Annotated in this window: 13 protein-coding genes; 5 read left to right on the forward strand and 8 right to left on the reverse strand. The window is 37.0% G+C overall.

What is annotated here, in order from left to right:
* Positions 1-13: 13 nt before the first annotated feature.
* From MS2017_RS08015 to MS2017_RS08025, 3 genes are all read left to right on the forward strand, one after another.
* On the forward strand, positions 14-250 hold the full coding sequence (locus MS2017_RS08015; RefSeq protein ID WP_122951859.1) for a hypothetical protein: 237 nt from the start codon (positions 14-16) through the stop codon (positions 248-250).
* Positions 251-314: 64 nt separating this feature from the next.
* Positions 315-782 (forward strand): hypothetical protein, encoded by a 468-nt coding sequence (locus tag MS2017_RS08020; RefSeq protein ID WP_122951860.1) that lies wholly within the window; start codon positions 315-317, stop codon positions 780-782.
* Positions 783-1213: 431 nt separating this feature from the next.
* Positions 1214-1990: a TSUP family transporter gene (locus MS2017_RS08025; protein ID WP_122951861.1), complete on the forward strand. Its 777-nt coding sequence runs from the start codon at positions 1214-1216 to the stop codon at positions 1988-1990.
* A gap of 394 nt (positions 1991-2384) precedes the next feature.
* Here MS2017_RS08025 and MS2017_RS08030 read toward each other — a convergent pair whose 3' ends face one another.
* From MS2017_RS08030 to MS2017_RS08065, 8 genes are all read right to left on the reverse strand, one after another.
* Complete coding sequence (locus MS2017_RS08030; RefSeq protein WP_071564882.1) at positions 2385-3428, reverse strand: hypothetical protein; 1044 nt, start codon at positions 3426-3428, stop codon at positions 2385-2387.
* Positions 3425-4258 carry a hypothetical protein gene (locus MS2017_RS08035; protein WP_122951862.1) on the reverse strand — a complete coding sequence of 278 codons (834 nt, stop codon included), beginning with the start codon at positions 4256-4258 and terminating at the stop codon, positions 3425-3427. Before MS2017_RS08035 ends, MS2017_RS08030 begins: the two co-directional genes overlap by 4 nt.
* A gap of 213 nt (positions 4259-4471) precedes the next feature.
* Positions 4472-5209, reverse strand: coding sequence for a co-chaperone DjlA (gene djlA, locus MS2017_RS08040; RefSeq protein WP_071564884.1), 738 nt, complete (start codon positions 5207-5209; stop codon positions 4472-4474).
* A gap of 191 nt (positions 5210-5400) precedes the next feature.
* Positions 5401-5682 carry a hypothetical protein gene (locus MS2017_RS08045; RefSeq protein WP_071564885.1) on the reverse strand — a complete coding sequence of 94 codons (282 nt, stop codon included), beginning with the start codon at positions 5680-5682 and terminating at the stop codon, positions 5401-5403.
* Positions 5679-6668 (reverse strand): beta-N-acetylhexosaminidase, encoded by a 990-nt coding sequence (gene nagZ / locus MS2017_RS08050; RefSeq protein ID WP_098008889.1) that lies wholly within the window; start codon positions 6666-6668, stop codon positions 5679-5681. The genes MS2017_RS08045 and nagZ overlap by 4 nt, the downstream gene beginning before the upstream one ends.
* On the reverse strand, positions 6665-8179 hold the full coding sequence (locus tag MS2017_RS08055) for an AmpG family muropeptide MFS transporter (RefSeq protein ID WP_180334622.1): 1515 nt from the start codon (positions 8177-8179) through the stop codon (positions 6665-6667). Before MS2017_RS08055 ends, nagZ begins: the two co-directional genes overlap by 4 nt.
* On the reverse strand, positions 8173-8574 hold the full coding sequence (locus MS2017_RS08060; RefSeq protein WP_122951863.1) for a rhodanese-like domain-containing protein: 402 nt from the start codon (positions 8572-8574) through the stop codon (positions 8173-8175). The genes MS2017_RS08055 and MS2017_RS08060 overlap by 7 nt, the downstream gene beginning before the upstream one ends.
* Positions 8571-9017, reverse strand: coding sequence for a L,D-transpeptidase (locus tag MS2017_RS08065; RefSeq protein WP_237731953.1), 447 nt, complete (start codon positions 9015-9017; stop codon positions 8571-8573). The genes MS2017_RS08060 and MS2017_RS08065 overlap by 4 nt, the downstream gene beginning before the upstream one ends.
* A gap of 428 nt (positions 9018-9445) precedes the next feature.
* Between MS2017_RS08065 and MS2017_RS08070 the strand changes: the two genes are divergently transcribed.
* Both MS2017_RS08070 and MS2017_RS08075 read left to right on the forward strand, forming a co-directional pair.
* Complete coding sequence (locus MS2017_RS08070) at positions 9446-12682, forward strand: FG-GAP-like repeat-containing protein (protein WP_122951865.1); 3237 nt, start codon at positions 9446-9448, stop codon at positions 12680-12682.
* Positions 12683-13405: 723 nt separating this feature from the next.
* Positions 13406-17482: an Ig-like domain-containing protein gene (locus tag MS2017_RS08075; RefSeq protein WP_122951866.1), complete on the forward strand. Its 4077-nt coding sequence runs from the start codon at positions 13406-13408 to the stop codon at positions 17480-17482.
* Positions 17483-17937 lie beyond the last annotated feature (455 nt).

A 17937-nucleotide genomic window follows, 5' to 3' on the forward strand; every position in this document is an offset into this window, starting at 1 on the left:
AGAAAAGGGGTATATGCAATCCCAATACAACCTTGGAACTTTATATTCCAATCAATATTTAGATGATAATGTTGAAGGGCTCAAATGGATACTTCTTTCCCAAAAATTCGCAAAAAAATGTTCTGAAGAGCCATTATGCAATTGGGTATTACAAGACCCTCCAGGTCACCGTGCCATGTTAGAAAATAGGATGACTGAAAAACAAATTTTAAAATCACATAAAGAAGTAGACGAATGGAAAAGCAAATAACAAAGTTAATAAATCATTTTTTGGATCGCTCGTGTCAGGTGAATTTAAGCATTAGAGTGTCATAATGAGTAATTCTTTTCAGAGAATAGGCGCAAAATCTAATGCACAAGTTGGTAGAGATTTTGAGAATGCAGCGTTACAATTTTTTAAGTCTCAAGATTTAATTCTTAAAAAAAATATAAAAATAAAGGTTGGTATAGAAGAGACTCCCAAAAAATTTCATGCATTCGATCTAGGGTGCAAAGAGCAAAAAATAATTGTTGAATGCAAATCTCACAAATGGACATCTGGTGGAAATGTGCCTAGTGCAAAAATGACTGTGTGGAATGAGGCAATGTATTATTTTGCCATATTACCAGATAATTTTAAAAAAATTATGTTTGTTTTATATGATTACAATGAAAAACGAGAGGAAACATTAGCACAATATTACTTGCGAACATACGAGCATTTAGTACCAAAGACTGTTGAGTTTTGGGAATACAAAGAAGGAGTAAGTGCAAAAATTTTATACCCTAAAAAATCATTTTAGCCAAGACCGCTAACGAGTCAACTGAAAAAGAGCCAAAATCAAAGGGATTAGTATCGCTTAATTTCTTAATACATACACTGCCAACTAATAGCATTTTATCTTTATTCAAAGACACTTTCCCCCAAACTTTTTGCTATATCCTTACCCTAAAAACCTAGATATACATTGCCACGCGCAGCGTGAGAACGAGAATACAAGATGTTTTTATTTTTGAAACAAAAAGTCAATATATGAGAAGATAAAAAATACTTTGAGGGAGTTTAAGCAACCCCTCAAGAAATTAAATTAAAATCATATATTTGCATTAAAAAGTTATTGTAAAAAAATATGCTTGATAGAGGCAACAACCTTAGACTGATAAAAATATCAAACAAAGCCTCTACAACTTGTGACTGCGAAGCAGAAATAAAGGAAATTATATTGGAACTTACATGATTGAAATATTAAATGAAATGGGTTATTTTGCTATAGCAACGCTCTTTTTTGTTGCAATAATAGCAGGTATCGTTGATACAATTGCAGGTGGTGGTGGACTGATAACTCTGCCAATGTTGTTGTTGTTTAATATACCGCCAGCCACAGCACTTGGCACAAATAGGCTTCAAGCAACTATTGGAGAGTTGTCGGCTATTATGTTTTTTATTCGTAAAAAAGTTTTAAATTTTAAATTCTTATTAAATGGCGTTGTTTTTACGGCTATAGGAGCGGCGACTGGAACGATGTTAGCCTATTCAATCAATGAAAAAACTTTGGCATTTGCCCTGCCTGTGTTGTTACTTTTAATAGCGATTTATAGTTTACTTTCACATAAAATATTAATTGATGTTGAGTCTCGTAAATTATTAAGCACAAAAAGTTTTTTAATATTATCGGGTCTAACAATTGGCTTTTATAATGGCTTTTTCGGTCCAGGTGCTGGCTCAATTTGGATATTGGCATTTGTTGTATTACTTGGATCAACAGTGTCGCAAGCCACTATAAATGCCAAACCTTTAAATTTTATTGGTAATTTAATTTCTTTATTGATTTTTTTGTTTTTGGGTAAAGTCAGTATACTGATTGGGGTAATAATGGGGTTAGGTCAAATTTTAGGGGCTTTTATTGGCTCGCATTTGGTTATAAAAAAAGGCGCTAAAATTATTAAACCTATTTTTATAATTGTCGTAATTTTTATTGCAATCAAGGAAATTTATCACTACTTCTGGTGATCAAAAAATTTAACAGTTCGTTTCTGTCTAACTGCCAACGGGTCAACTGAATGTAATACCATTTCCAAAAATAAATTAGGCAATCTGGCACCCACCCTCATCCCAAGTATTGTCATCAGTAAGAATTAGTGTACTTTAAAATTAACTGGCAATTCTCATCGTCCATATTTTTTGAGACCTTTGCATAAATATGGATGATTAGCAAAATTCAATTTTTGCCCACTTGGTAATTTTCTTAAACCTGCCCTAGCAGGGCTAAGGCTGGGTTTAAAAAATTACCAAGTGGGTGAAAAGTGGATTCTTGATGATTATTTATATTTATGCAGAGATCTTGTTTTATGCAAATATTCTTATTCTAACTGTTAACATATCTTTTTTTTATTGCACAAAGGCTCTATCTAATCACTCCTCTTTGTTCTTTTTTCACTCTAAGGGAAAATTCACCATTGGATTCTGAAAAACCACTAACAACAATATAGATTTCACTAGGAGAGGTAGGGGGAGTATATAATATTTTACTCATCAACTTATTACTGTCATCATTTGAAGCAAGCACATTCCCAGCTTTATCGTAAACATATAAGTAAGTATCAAAATTTGCACTCTCTATCTCTATACTATATAGGCGATCTTGGCCTTGGGGTATAGAAAGTTTGTAAATAGAGGCTCTTCTCGCGACCCCCCTATGTAACCCAATGTATTTTGGTGCACTGCTAGTATTGCCAGAATACAAAGCATCAAGGGAAATTTCAACAGCAGAAGTTAGTATGCTTGAAAGAGTTGCCCAAACCCTGTTTTTATTATCGTTATCCCAAAATTTATTCTCTCTGCTGTAAAACCCTGGATTTGGATACATAATTGATGCACTAAACCAATATGTAGAAGAGTTATTCTTGGCACCCAACATAAGACCCACCATATGGGCTGCACTACTCTCATAATTGTCAGATGAGATACTATAATAATAGCTAGAATATGCCTCTCCACTCTTTGAACTGAACCAACTACCCCAATTACTTTCTGTCATTAACACATGATAATTATTACGACTTTGCCCATAGTTTTTCTTGAGGTAATTATAAAATTGCGACAACTGATCATCAGCATTATCAATTTTATGAATAACATCATCAAAATGCTGATAATTTTTAAAGCTAGAATCTAACCAATGCACGGAAATGATAGAAGAGTTACCCACATTTTGTATTGATTCTAGTGCGCTGTTTTTAATAATGGTAGAACTCTGACCTATACTCCCTATTGATTCTAGTATGTTGTTTTCAATATCGTCCCGATCATCTACAGATGGATCTAATTCCCATAACCATATATTGACCACCTCCTTGCCAATGTTATGTATTGTTTCTGGCAATTCTAAAGCATGAACTAAGGGAAGGCAAAAAAGACCAACACTTAAAAATAAGATTTTTTTATTCATTGGTAGTTCTCCTGATCTGAAGGTGAAATTGTATCGTTTTCATAGTTAACACCATTTGGCGAAACCACTCTTTGGTAAACCTCTCTTTGGTATATATCATCTTTTCTTTCGCTTATCACATAATAGTCATTTTGAGTCTCGTAAAAACTAGATTTAATAGACTTGGTTTTACTTTTTGCTCCCTGTGATGATTGGGAATCTTGATCTTTTGATTTGTTTCTATTGTCCATGTATCTTTGTCTTTCGTTCAAGGTCTTTGAAATTTTAATTTTGCCTTCAGGTTTGTAAATATAGACGGTTACTTTATCTGCAAACGCCTTAACTCGGGTTTTTATATCTGTACCTTCAACATATCCTGAATACCAATCACCGCCATCAGTATAAGCATTAGTGCGCTTTAGGGTCAACTGATAATCTTCATTCAATGCTCTGACATTAAATAAAACTTTTTTTGATTGGCTGAATTTTTGACGGTAATTAATATCCGTATTCGGCTGAAAATCTACCTCTGAAGTAGATGCATTAAATAACGCTTGCTGGGCTTTGGCAATTTTCTCAGCCTCGTGTTTGGCGTCCATTTCGGCTTGTTTTTCGCTGTCAAATAATGATAAAGTTTCAGGAGGAGGTGGAGGTGGATCAATATTCTTAGATAAATGGCTGATTGGGTTTGGACTTGGACTTGGCTTTACTGGCGCTTTATTGCTATTGTGCGTAATGACATTAATTTTTGGCTTTTGGACGGGTGTTGAAGGAGTGTCATTAGACTTAATAATAAAGGCTATAACAAATACAATGATTGCAGCAAATAAGTAGCGATAATTAATTGTCATGTATTATGGCTTAATAAAATAATGAACTTTTATTGTAGCACATAAATTCTTCCAAGGATAAATTAAATTACGCCATTTCAAAAATAAATGAATGCGTAGAACTGAATAAATCCAAAATGTATTTTTCGTTTCCACACTGTGTATGAAAATACATAAAAATAAGGATTACCAGGTAACGCCATACATCTCTAAGACAAGCTTAAGAGGCGCTTGTCAACTATCATGCCTATATTTCTTAATAAGGTCATACGCTTTGTTGATACTTTTTGATTGCTCATTGGCATAATCCATAAATTCTTTAGGCAGGCCTTGGGAGTGTATTTTATCGGGATGATGTTTGGCGATGGCGCGCTTATAACTTTTCTTAATTTCTTTAATGCTACTGTCTTTACTGCACCCAAGTATTTCATAAGCTTTGTCTATGGCGTCCTCATTCCAATCATTTTGATTGTGAATTCTGTCTTTATATTGATGATAAGCGCCACTGTTTAAACCTAAATATTCAGGTATTCTTCTTAAAATTTCGTCTTCTTTTTCATGCAAAATACCGTCAGAATAGGCAACATCCCAAAGTACGGCATAGACCACACCTCGCATTTCTCCGCTGGCTAATTTACTATATTGGCTGGCGTATTCATAGATTGAATGTTTGCTTACTGATGCGCTTCTAAAGGCGTTAATAGCGGTTTTCTTATCTGCGCTACTCAGTTTGACATGATTCATAAATTGTGTAACGGCATCAATTTCTTCTTTGGTAATAATGCCATCTGCTTTTGCGATTTTTGCAAGCATTGCAAACAAGGAGTTAAGGAACAAATCGGTAACATGATTGTTGTTTCTAACGACAAATGAGCGCACAGCAAAACCTAATACCCAGGCTATTAAAAAACCAATCAATGCGCCAAAAGGTCCATTGATTGCATAGCCGATAATGGCTGCTAGCCAAATCATTGTGATTGCCTATGCAAACTTTTTCGTAAATATAAAGGATGAGCCGAATTCAAATGTTGCTCGCCTAGAAGGTTGCGCTTTAAACTTTGTCTTAGCAAGGTTATGATTGGGCTTGAAAAATTGCCAAGTTGACAAAAAGTAGATGTTAGATTATTCATATTTATATAAAAGTCTCATGATAATGCACGAAGTTAGTTTAAGGTTTTTTTCAAATCATCGACAGAAAAACTTTGCACCGTTTGCTCATCGGTGTAAACGGGCTTCATCTTGGTGTGTGTGCCCGCTTCTTTTTCAATGGCAACTTGTCTGGAGACAACAATGTCCAAACAGTCGGTAATCATTTTTTGCGTGTCTTGTGTCAATGGGTGGCGTAATCCCGGCTTGGTCATGGTGTCTTTTGCGACAGAAATAAGGGTTTTTCTGACGGCACCAAGCAGTCTGGTTTCAAAATCTTGTGTATTGTTATTGCTCATAATAAATCTCGGATGATTGCTAAATGTTGTTGATGGCTAATTTTATCGGATTTAAACCCATAAAAACCTTGCATTAATTGTAATTTTGCATTTACCCCCCAATCTTTGTCAATAACTTGCGCAACCAGTTCCGGATGATTGCAAATAAGCGCCATATCACAGCCACTGTCTAACGATGCGCTGACTCTATCGGCAATATCTTCGATAAAATGTGCGCCTTGCATTGATAAATCATCGCTAAAAATCACGCCTTTGAACTTAAGTTGGCCTTGCAAAATGTCTTTAATCCATTTGGCAGAAAATCCTGCGGGTTTGTCATCCACTTGAGGATAAACAACATGAGCGGGCATAAGCGCATCAAGCCCGTGGTTGGTCAAGTTTTTAAAAGGGGCTATATCTGGCAATAAATCGTCCATTGAGCGATTGTCTATTGGCAAATCTAGGTGCGAATCTGCCACCACAAAACCATGTCCAGGAAAGTGTTTACCGACACATTTCATCCCCGCTTGATGCATGCCTTGAATCAAACAACCTGCCAATTCAACCACCACAGTAGGACTGGAATGAAACGCCCTATCGCCAATCACACAAGAATTACCATGGTCTAAATCAAGCACGGGGGCAAAAGAAAAATCCACGCCAATATCCAACAATTCATACGCCAAAACAAAGCCACAAGAAAACGCTTTTTTAATTGCCTGCTGAGGATTCTGATCATACAATTCACCCAGTTTTGCCATGGCTGGTAAATGCGTAAAACCTTGTTTAAAGCGTTGCACCCTACCACCTTCATGGTCGGTAGCAATGAGCAAATCTTTATTAATTTGACGAATATCTTTAATTAAAGATTTAATTTGCTCCATGGATTCAAAATTACGCGAAAACAAAATGACACCACCAATGCTTGGTTTAATCAATTGTGTTTTTTCTATTTCAGTCAGTGTCAAACCTGACACATCCATCATAATAGGACCTAAGTTTTTCATTTAATATAAGGTTTAATTTTATAAACAAGCCACAAGACTGGCACACCAATCAATGTGGTAATAACAAAAAATTCACTGTAACCAAATTGCTCAACCAATGTGCCCGAATAACCGCCAAATATTTTAGGCAAAAGTGTCATTAAGGATGAGAACACAGCGTACTGTACAGCGGTAAATTTTACATTAGTTAAACTGGATAAAAAGGCAATAAATGCAGCACCTGCAAGACCTGCGGATAAGTTATCCATACTAATGGTAATATACAACCAAGTAATATCATGCCCCACATTTGCTAATACGATAAACAACAAATTGGTTAACGCCGATAACAAAGCCCCCAAAAATAACACCTTAAACACCCCCATTCTAAGCGCCATCACACCACCAATGAAGCCACCAGCAATCGTCATTAACAAGCCAAAAGTTTTGGCAATGGTTGCAATCTCAACTTTGGTAAAGCCAATATCTTGATAAAAAATATTGGCAATAACACCAAGCACGATATCACTCACACGATACAAACCAATCACTGCCAATAGCAACACCGCAACGCCCATGCCATAACGCTCAAAGAAATCTTTAATAGGATTGATATAAGTACCATCCACCATAGCCTGATTAACAACATTAAACATTATCATGCCTTTAGCCACCATATAAGCACCCAACAATGCGAATGCCATCTGCAAAACGCCTACAATAAATCCAGCGAGGTGCTTGTTGTTAAAAACTTCGCTCAACGCTTGCTTAACTGTATCCACCAAGTCTGCTGTAACAATAAATATTAGAATAAAAGTCGCAATTACGGATAGAAATAACAAGAAAAACTGCACATAATCTTGCGTTGTATATCGGGCTTCCGTGTGCTTAGATTGTGGCTCGCTAATAATCAATGTCGTTGCCACGCCAATCAACATTACTGCTGCCATTACCATATAAGCACCTGACCATGCTTCGTAACTATATAACGCTTTGGTAGAGCCCAAATAACTGGCAATAAACAACCCCCCTGCACCTGCCACCAACATACCAATTCTATAACCTGCAATATAAGTGGCAGACAACATCGACTGCATCTGCCTATCTGCCGATTCGATACGATAGGCATCAATCACAATATCTTGCGTTGCTGAAGAAAATCCTAACAATACCGCCCCATAAGCCATGACATTTAGGCTGTCAATATTAACTTTCGGGTCAATAGATGACATTAACAAAATAGCGCCAATAATACTCAACTGAGACACCAACATCCAAGCACGACGACGACCTAATGTTTTCGTCAAAAAAGGCAAAGGCAAACGGTCAACCAAAGGTGCCCACACAAATTTAAACGAATAACCCAGTGCTGCCCATGAAAAATAAGTAATGGTTGATTTAATAACACCCGCTTCATTGAGCCATAAGCCCAAGGTAGAAAATATTAATAAAATAGGTATGCCTGCCGAAAAACCCAAAAACAACATGGTTACCACCCTAGGGTGAATAAATAATTTAATGCTGTTTAACATTGATCCCAAGGCATACCGTCATGCCGCCAACCGCTAACATTGCCACGCTGATTGTTTTCATCAAGATCACCTTCAAATCCGCTTACAATATGTGCCACATTACTAAAATTTCGTTTAATTAAACATTGTCCAGCGTCATTAGAACGATAACCATTAAGGCAAATTAAAATAATTTCTGTGTCTAATTGACAGCCCAAACGCTGAATAGTAGCAACAAAATCCTCAGGACATGGCGAACAATTAGGCGTCTCCACCCAAGGCACAAAAAGACAATTTAAAGGTCTGCCAACAAACCTATTTTCCGCCTCAGTCCGCACATCAATCAAAACTGCCTCATGATTGTCTTGCAACCGCTCATAGGCTTTTTTGGGTAAATATTGCGTCAATTTATTCATTGCTTAATTATAACCACTTTTTCACCCACTTGAACCACATCAAACAGCGCAACCATATCTTTATTGTGCATACGAATACACCCTTTAGAGCCCACCACGCCCATCGGTTCCTCATCAGGTGTGCCATGAATATAAATGTAGCGTGCTTTGGTGTTTTTATTATGCGATTCAAGCCCTTCTAACCAGAGAATACGCGTTAATATCCAGTCTCTATCAGGACATTGTCTGCCTAATTCAGCCGTGTAAATTTCACCCGTCGGCACTCTACCCACTAATACCGCACCTACCTGCAAGTCAGTACCAATTTTATCCGCAATTTTAAACGCACCTATCGGCGTGCAAAATGAACCCTCTTGCTCGCCAACGCCATTTTTAGCACTGCTAATTAAATAAGAATTGCCTTTAAAACTTAAACTTTGTTGAGCAATGTTAATAGTAATCACAATAAATTCTTGTCAAGCTTCACCATACTACTCCCTATTTTCAAAAACCACATTCCAAAACACCCAAATTCTTTAGCAAGCCAAATTATACCGACAGAGATCCCTACTGATGAGTTACTGGTTTAGGCGACAATATTTTATCTAGAAAAATATTTTAGTTGGGCGCAGTAAAATTTAGATGTTTTTTTTGAAAGTCTAAAAGTTGACCAATTAAGTGCCATATTAAGATTCACCCAATGCTACTTTTCAAGTATAATTATATCTCCATTAGTTTTTTAATTTTCTATCTTAAATTAAAAGGTTACGCGAATTAAAGGGTTAGAAAACTTCTTTATTGTACGATAATTTTGCTATAGGTTGCCATCAGTTAAAAAAAAGCAAATCAAAATTATATGGTGAAATACAAAAAAAATCAGGAGAAGTAAAGCATGCAAGCAGAAACACAGAAACAAATTATGTCGTTACAAAATAAAGCAAAAAAAATTGCCGATAAACTCAACGAAGAAGTTATTACCATTGCCAAAGGCATTCAACACATCCAAACTCAAGCAGGTATAGCATATCAAATAAACTCTAAAGATTTTAACACTAAAAAGTTAAGCTTAATTGCCAAAAAAATCGGTGATGATTTAGAAATAGCATTAGCAGAAGATGTTGTTGTCTTTGATAACTACTTTAATATTTGTTCAACTGATTTGTCTTGCTTAGTTTCTTTGCCTACCAAAGACGGTGGGCTTTATCATATTGTTGCTGACACCTTTTTCACTTTAGAAGATGGCACACAAGTTGTGTATTTTTATGGTGAACAATCTATTGTTTCTACAGAATCTAGCGCAGTAAGTGCAGATGATGATCAAAGTTTCTTGGAGGTTATCAAGTCAAATATAGGAATTGTAGCCGCAGTTGCAGTTGTAGTTGTAGCCGCTGCAATTGCCACTAATAATAGTGGTGGTAATGATGGTGATGATGATGGTAATGATGATGGTAATGGTAATGGTGATGACGATGACGATGATCTAACACCTCCTCCAGCGCCGAAATTTACCTTTGTAGATACAGGTTCATCAAGTGTCGATGGTATTACTAATAATGGCACAATTACTATTAGTGGTTTAGAGCCAGGTGCAACTTGGCAGTACTCTACCGATGGTGGTGCTAACTTCTTCACTAATGGCATAGGCAATAATTTTGTACTAAACGAAGGTACTTATGATGCTAATGCCATCCAGATTAAGCAAACCGATGTAGCTGGCAATACTTCAAACATCTTTAAGAATGCCTTACCTATTATTGTAGATACCACAGGCGCTTCATTTACCAGTGCAACTATTGTTAATGTTGAAATAAACACCGATGTAACAGAAACAATATATACAGCAGCAGCAACAGACGATTATCCACTTACTTACTCTTTAAAAGAGGGTAACCAAAAAGACAAATTTACGATTAACATTGCCGGTGAATTAAAATACAAACAAAAACAAACTCAAGCAGAGACGCACAAAGTTTCCATTATTGCCACTGATACGGCTGGAAATGAGGTTGAACAACTTATTACTGTGTCAGTGAAAAACCCACCCTCAGTACCTCCAGAACCTCCAGTACCCCCAGTAACAGAAGGCTTTGTTATCAATGGTGAAAATGCTGGAGATAAGAGCGGCTGGTCAGTTTCCTCAGCAGGGGATGTCAATGGCGATGGCTTGGATGATTTGATTCTTGGTTCACCTGAAACAGCTTTCAGTGATAACGATAATGTAGGTCGGTCTTATGTGGTATTTGGTAAAACTAATGCAACTGTTATTGATTTATCAAACATAGCCTCTGGTACAGGGGGCTTTGTTATTAATGGCGCACAAGCCAATGATTATAATGGCTACTCAGTCTCCTCAATAGGCGATTTCAATGGCGATGGCTTGGATGATTTGATCATTGGTTCAAGAAAAAGAGAGTCCGATGGCAACAGTGTGATAGGTAAGTCTCATGTGGTGTTTGGCAAAACTGACGGAACTGTTGTTAACTTATCAAACTTGGGTACGGGTGGCCTCGTTATTAATGGCGAGCAACCCAATGATCATAATGGCTACTCAGTCTCCTCAGCAGGCGATGTCAATGGCGATGGCTTGGATGATCTAATTATTGGTGCTTGGGGTATGAATAATAATGCAGGCAGATCTTATGTGCTGTTTGGTGTGGCAGGCAATCCTACTATTGATTTATCAAACATAGTATCTGGCACGGGTGGCTTTGCTATCAATGGCGAAAATGCTGGAGGCTTTAGTGGCTATTCAGTTTCTTCAGCGGGCGATGTTGATGGCGATGGCTTTGATGATTTGATTATTGGTGCTTGGGGGATAGATTCGGCAAAAGGTAGATCCTATGTAGTATTTGGCAAAACTGACGGCACTATTGTTGATTTGTCAAACATAGCATCTGGCATAGGTGGCTTTGCTATCAATGGTGACGATGTTCATAATGTGAGTGGTTCCTCAGTTTCCTCGGCAGGCGATGTTAATGGCGATGGCTTGGACGACTTAATTGTTGGCTCTATTATTGCGGAAAATAACAGAGGTAAAGCTTATGTGGTGTTTGGCAAAAAGGAAGGGTCTGCCGTTAATTTAGGAGACATAGCATCTGGCACAGGTGGCTTTGTTATCCGTGGCGAGAAGGATGGAGATAAAAGTGGCCACTCAGTGACTTCAATAGGTGATTTCAATGGCGATGGCTTGGATGATTTGGCCATTGGTACTAATCAGATAAATGGTGTTGATAAAGAAAATTACCCAGGCGAAACCTATGTAGTGTTTGGCAAGGCTGACGGAACTGCCATTGAACTATCAGACATAGCATCAGGCAGTGGTGGCTTTATTATCCGTGGCGAAAAAGATAAAGATTGGAGTGGTGTATCCGTCTCCTCAGCGGGCGATGTCAATGGCGATGGCTTGGATGATTTAATTGTTGGCTCACCTCAAGCAGATCCCAATGATAACAATAATGCAGGTAAAGCTTATGTGGTGTTTGGCAAAACCAATACGGAAACCGTCGATTTAGCAAATATCAGCAAAGGTGGAGGTGTTGCCGCTCATGCAATTGATTTTCAAGGCGATGCCAATGCCAACATACTAACAGGCACCTCTACAAATGAATTATTTGTCGCTGGTTTGGGCGACGATATTTTAACGGGTAATGGTGGCTTTGATGTCTTTAACGCAGGTGCAGGCAATGATACCATTATTATTAATGACAGTAATATTGCCACACTCTCCAGCAATATGTTTGACAGTCATTTACTTGCTCGTGTTGATGGCGGTTATGGTCTTGATACTTTGAAGTTGGCAGGTGAAAACCTTATTCTAGACCTTGCCAACATAGATAATAATCGCATTCAAGGCATTGAAATCATTGACTTGACAGGCTCAGGTAGCAATACCTTAAAACTTAATGTTAATGACTTATTGCACATTTCCAACGAAAGCAATATTCTTAGAGTTATTGGCGATTCAAACGACAAAGTTAAGATAGAACTTTCCGATGATGGTTTTTTTGCTGAGTCCCCTATACTAGAAGATGGTGTGAAGTATTATGTTTATAGCAGCCCAAGCAATGACTTTGGAAGATTATGGGTAGGCCAAAATATAGTCGTGGAGAATTCAGGGGAAGTAATTTAGTAATTATTCTATTATTACCTTGGCTTTGCCTCCCTTTTTTTTAACCAAGGTAGATTGGCTTTGAAAATTTAGCGCTAAAAATGATTAAAAAAATATGATTTTTACCTTATTTCTAAGCCCTTCTTAGATAGATGTAACACCTGTGAACTTGGAAGTAAAGTGGCTCTGTATTATTAAATTAATACCATTTTTTTGGAAATGGTATAACTTATTTTTTGTGAAAAGGCAAAAATTTTATATGCTATCGCCTAGAAAAATATTTTAGTTGAACGCAATAAAATTTAGATGCTTTCTTTAGGTGTCTAAGCGTTGACTAATTAGAGTTAAACGCCACCTTAAAATTCATTTAATACTACTTTTTTAAGTATAATAATACATTGAAAAATTCTTTAACATAGTCTTTTTTATTCTAAGTTAGCGATTTCTTTAAACCCCATCCTAGCAAGACTAAGGCTGGATTTAAAAATTTCCAATAAGACCCTGCATTAGACATGAATGCTAAATAAAGGGCGAATTTTATTCAGTTGTAAATTTTTATCAAATTTATCTTAGTGGAACCAAGATGGGCTTTGTAAAAAATTACAAATGGGTAAAACTGGCCTTTGATTAATATGTATGTCTAATGCAAGGATCTCAAGTGAGTGAAAGGTGGATTCTTGACGATTATTCATATTTATGTAAAGACCTCAGAATAGTAAATAGTATGAATTAGGAGCAGTAAGCATGCAAGTAAAAACACCAAAGCAAATTATGGTATTGCAAAATAAAGTGCAAAAAATCGCTGACAAATTTAATGAAGAAGTTGTTACTGTTACCGAAAGCGTTCAACACATTCAAGTTCAAACAGGCGTAGTTTACCAATTAAACGCTAAAGATTTTGACACTAAGAAGTTACACTTAATTGCTAAAAAAATCGACAATGATTTAGAGGTAACACTGGAAGAAGGTGTTGTTATCTTTGACAACTATTTTGATGCTTGTTCTCCTGATTTATCTTGCTTAGTTTCCTTGCCCACCGAAGATGGTGGACTTTACCATGTTGTTGCTGATACATTCTTCACCTTAGAAGATGGCACACAAATTGTGTATTTTTATGGCGAGCAATCTATTGTTTCTACAGAATCTAGTGCAGTAAGAGCAGGTAACAACAAAAGTTTTTATAATGTGACAGAGATCGTGTCTGCAATTGCGATTATGATCATTGCTATTACTGCTACTGGCAGTGACAATGATGATGATGGCGACAATGAAGCAGTCATCACAGGTAATGTCGGTTTAGGGCTAATAATTAATAGCAGCTTAAGGGTGCAAGCTTTTATTAATGGGGTTGCCATTTCTGATAAATTTATCGTTGACACCAGTGGTAAATTTACTATTACCCTAAGCGAATCATACAATCAAGGTACAATTGTTACCCTTAAATTAACAGATACCACAGCTACTGCGGACTATATGGACGAAGCTTTAGGTACTAATAAAGACTTGGACAGTGAGTTGCGGGCAACCATTGTTATTCAATCAGGTGATACAAAAGTCAACATTACGCTATTAACTGATGTTGCCACCAAAATCATAACTAAAGAAGCCAACATTACCCAGGAACTTGTTACTAATACCAATACACAAGTGGCTACAGTCTTTGGTATATCAGGTGATGTGACCACGGAAGAAGTTAGAGCTGTTATAGATAAAAAAGGCTTTACCACGACAAGTAACGCCTATGGTCAAGCACTAGCTGTTGTTTCTCAGTTTGAGAATGACACCAGAGCAGACTCAAGCTATTCCATCAGCACAAGCACTGTTACCACGACAATTGCCAATGCCCTTAAAGATGGAAATATTGCCAATATAAATGTAAAGAAAAAACTTAACGAAGCGCAAAAAACAATTAAAGATACTTATCCTAGTATACTTTTGAACGAAAATTTCACCTCACTAACCATTCAAATAGCAGAGGAAAACGCAACAAAAAATGAAGCGCTAAATGAGAATCAAATTACAATAGTGGCAGAATCAGGTAGCAAGGTAATTATTGTCTTTTCTGCAAACGGCAAAACTGTCACAAGAACAATCGATTCTACCTCAGGTAACACTGCTAACAAAGTTCCTGCTTTAATAGACAGCGAACTCAGTACATTAGGTGATGGCTTAATCAGCATTTTAGCCACCTTAATTAAAGATGGTATAACGAACTCCACTAGCACTAACAGCTTTATACTTGATACTACAGCACCAAATGCACCGGTAATCAATATGATAGCTGAAAATAATACGATTAATTTCTTTAAGAAAAACGCAACCATTGCTGGTATAACGGAATTTGGCAGTTCTGTTGTGTTGTCCATTGCTGGCAATAACAGAAAAACAGAAATTTCAGGCATAACTTGGCATTACACCTTAACAGATGCAGATATCAAGGCCATGGGCCAAGGTCGAGAAAATATCACTGCAACTACAACTGATGTTGCAGGTAACCACACCACATCACATGCCAGAGGCATTATGATTGATACCGTAGCGCCAATATTTGATCAACAACCTATTGCAATCAATATCGCTGTTAACACCTTAACTACAACCATTATTTACGATGTTCAAGCAAGCAATTTTGAGGGCGGCAACGCAGATGAAGGTGTTACCTACAGTATAAAAAATGCAGAGGACAGTAAATTTTTGATCAATGCTAATACTGGAATAATAACCTATCGAACAATACAAACATCCGTACATGATGATACGATTACCATTATTGCTACTGACGCTGCAGGCAATACAAAAGAACAAAGCGTTACTGTGTCGGTGAAAGATATTGATTTATCTACCTCAGTTGTTTGGAATCATATTGGTAACAGTAATATCAATATTGATAAATTAGCAACAGCCACTTTAAGTGGCACAGTTGCTATCATTGGTACAGTTACTGACTTAAGTATTAAGAGCATTATCTTCAAGCAAGAAAATGCTGTTGTCTATACAATTGACGCCGATCTTCCTGAAATTGTTAATGGCATTTGGACTTTGGCCAATAACAACTCTTGGACTGCACAACTTAGCAATGGTAGTTATACTGTTATCGTTCACCTTTCTGGCAATAATGGCAGTATTACAGGTCGAGGAATAACAACAGCAACAGTAACGGTTGACACAATCGCTCCAACTCAACCCACAATTACCTTAACAAATGACACAGGTAGCGATGGTTCTGATTACATAACTAACGACATGACGGTATCCATCTCAGATCTTGGGGTTGATAATACTCGTGTTTATAGTTTGGAGAAAGACGATAATAAAATTATTAATGTTACCAGTAAAGCAAATTATACTGCTTATATAGAGGATGCAAAGGATGCCACCTACAAACTTACCGTTACTGATATCGACGCTATAGGCAATACCACTAGTAGCAACACACTTGCTTTTGAACTAGACACTGTTTCTCAAACATTAACAACTGACATGGGAACAGGAAAAAATTTATCTGGCAACAAACTTTTTACCAATAATAATACGGTTACTATTGACAATTTAGAGTTAAAGGCAACTTGGCAGTATTCTACTAATGGCTCTGCCTTCATTGATGGTATCGGTAATAGTTTTACGCTGGCTGACGGCACTTACGAGATTGGGTCTATTAGAATTAAGCACACTGATGTAGCTGGCAATGTCTCAGCCGTAAAAAATCAAGAGCACACTTTGGTCATAGATACCAAAGTTCCAGTATTTGACCAGATAGATCCAGTCACTGGGAAACTAATCGGAGCAAAAAATATCTTTGTCAATGGCCCTTTTACAGCCCCTATCTTTGATGCCCAAGCACGCAACAATTCTAAGGAAAATCCAGATGAAAATCCAGATAAAGATATAACTTATAGCATAAAGGAGGAAGGTAGTAAATTTAAGATTACTCCTGACTCTGGAATACTAACCTACAAAGAAAGGCAAACATCAGCAAGTAGCAATGCAATTACCATTATTGCTACTGATTTGGCGGGTAATACAGAAGAATATACCGTTTCTTCATCAGTAATCCTCCCCACAGCACAAGGCTTCATTATGAATAGCAAGAGGAGTAGGGATCTTAGTGGCGTCTCATCCTCCTCAGCAAGCAATGACGATGACCTAGATGGTAAAGCACAAACAGATAAATCTTATGTAGCATCTAGCAAAACCAATACAAAAGCCGTCAATGTAACAGACATCAGTGAAGACAAGGGTGTTATTACTACTCATGCAATTAATCTTCAAGGCGACGACAACGACAACACACTAATCGGTTCTCTTGCCAATGAGTTATTTGTTGCTGGCTTAGGCGACGATACCTTAATAGGCAATGGTGGTACGGATGTCTTTAATGCAGGCGCAGGTGATGATACCATTGTCATAAATGACGACAATCTCGCCAAACTTTCCAGTAACCCACTTAGCGGTAATTTACTCGCGTGTGTTGATGGTGGTAGCAATACCGATACTCTAAAATTAGAGGGTAGCAACCTTAACTTAGACCTTACTAACATAGACAATAGCCGTATTCAAGATATTGAAATCATTGATTTAACAGGTTCAGGTAACAATACTTTGAAACTTAATCTTAATGACTTACTGGATATCTCCAGCGAAACCAATGTTCTTAAAGTTATGGGTGATTCAGGCGATAAGGTTGATATAGAACTTAATGACAATGCCTTTGTTCGAGATTCTGCATCAGAAACAGAGAATGGTATTACTTATCATATTTATAGCAATGCTAACGATTCCACTGCAGAATTATGGATAGATCAAGATTTGGGGGTGATGTAGTAATTGCTCTCTATTGTTGCTTTGAATTATTATCTGCTTGACCCTTTTAGCCAAAAAAGGTAAAACTTGACAGGGATTAACTTTAAAGAGTTGGCATTCAAAATACCCCCTGTATTAAACATGGATGCCAGATAAAGGGTAAATTACAAATAAGTAAAAGTTAGCTTTGATTAATATTTATGTCTATACAGCCCCAAGCCTGAGAGTAGTTTCGCTTAAAATATATACACCAAAATTCTTATGGATAAAAGCGAATATCTGTATTTATCAACTTTAACACAATTAGAGACCTTTGCATAAATATGGATGATTAGCAAAATTCAATTTTCACCCACTTGGTAATTTTCTTAAACCTTGTCCTAGCAGAGCTAAGGCTGGGTTTAAAAAATTACCAAGTGGGTGAAAAGTGGATTTTTAATGATTATTTATATTTATGCAAAGGTCTCGTTCTAGTA

The organism is Bathymodiolus thermophilus thioautotrophic gill symbiont, from assembly GCF_003711265.1.
GTDB lineage: Bacteria > Pseudomonadota > Gammaproteobacteria > PS1 > Pseudothioglobaceae > Thiodubiliella.

Coding starts and splice junctions, on each gene's coding strand:
- nagZ (WP_098008889.1), bottom strand. CDS start 6,668: ATGAAAAACTTAGGTCCTATTATGATGGATGTGTCAGGTTTGACACTG.
- MS2017_RS08045 (WP_071564885.1), bottom strand. CDS start 5,682: ATGAGCAATAACAATACACAAGATTTTGAAACCAGACTGCTTGGTGCC.
- djlA (WP_071564884.1), bottom strand. CDS start 5,209: ATGATTTGGCTAGCAGCCATTATCGGCTATGCAATCAATGGACCTTTT.
- MS2017_RS08035 (WP_122951862.1), bottom strand. CDS start 4,258: ATGACAATTAATTATCGCTACTTATTTGCTGCAATCATTGTATTTGTT.
- MS2017_RS08030 (WP_071564882.1), bottom strand. CDS start 3,428: ATGAATAAAAAAATCTTATTTTTAAGTGTTGGTCTTTTTTGCCTTCCC.
- MS2017_RS08025 (WP_122951861.1), top strand. CDS start 1,214: ATGATTGAAATATTAAATGAAATGGGTTATTTTGCTATAGCAACGCTC.
- MS2017_RS08015 (WP_122951859.1), top strand. CDS start 14: ATGCAATCCCAATACAACCTTGGAACTTTATATTCCAATCAATATTTA.
- MS2017_RS08070 (WP_122951865.1), top strand. CDS start 9,446: ATGCAAGCAGAAACACAGAAACAAATTATGTCGTTACAAAATAAAGCA.
- MS2017_RS08020 (WP_122951860.1), top strand. CDS start 315: ATGAGTAATTCTTTTCAGAGAATAGGCGCAAAATCTAATGCACAAGTT.
- MS2017_RS08060 (WP_122951863.1), bottom strand. CDS start 8,574: ATGAATAAATTGACGCAATATTTACCCAAAAAAGCCTATGAGCGGTTG.
- MS2017_RS08075 (WP_122951866.1), top strand. CDS start 13,406: ATGCAAGTAAAAACACCAAAGCAAATTATGGTATTGCAAAATAAAGTG.
- MS2017_RS08055 (WP_180334622.1), bottom strand. CDS start 8,179: ATGTTAAACAGCATTAAATTATTTATTCACCCTAGGGTGGTAACCATG.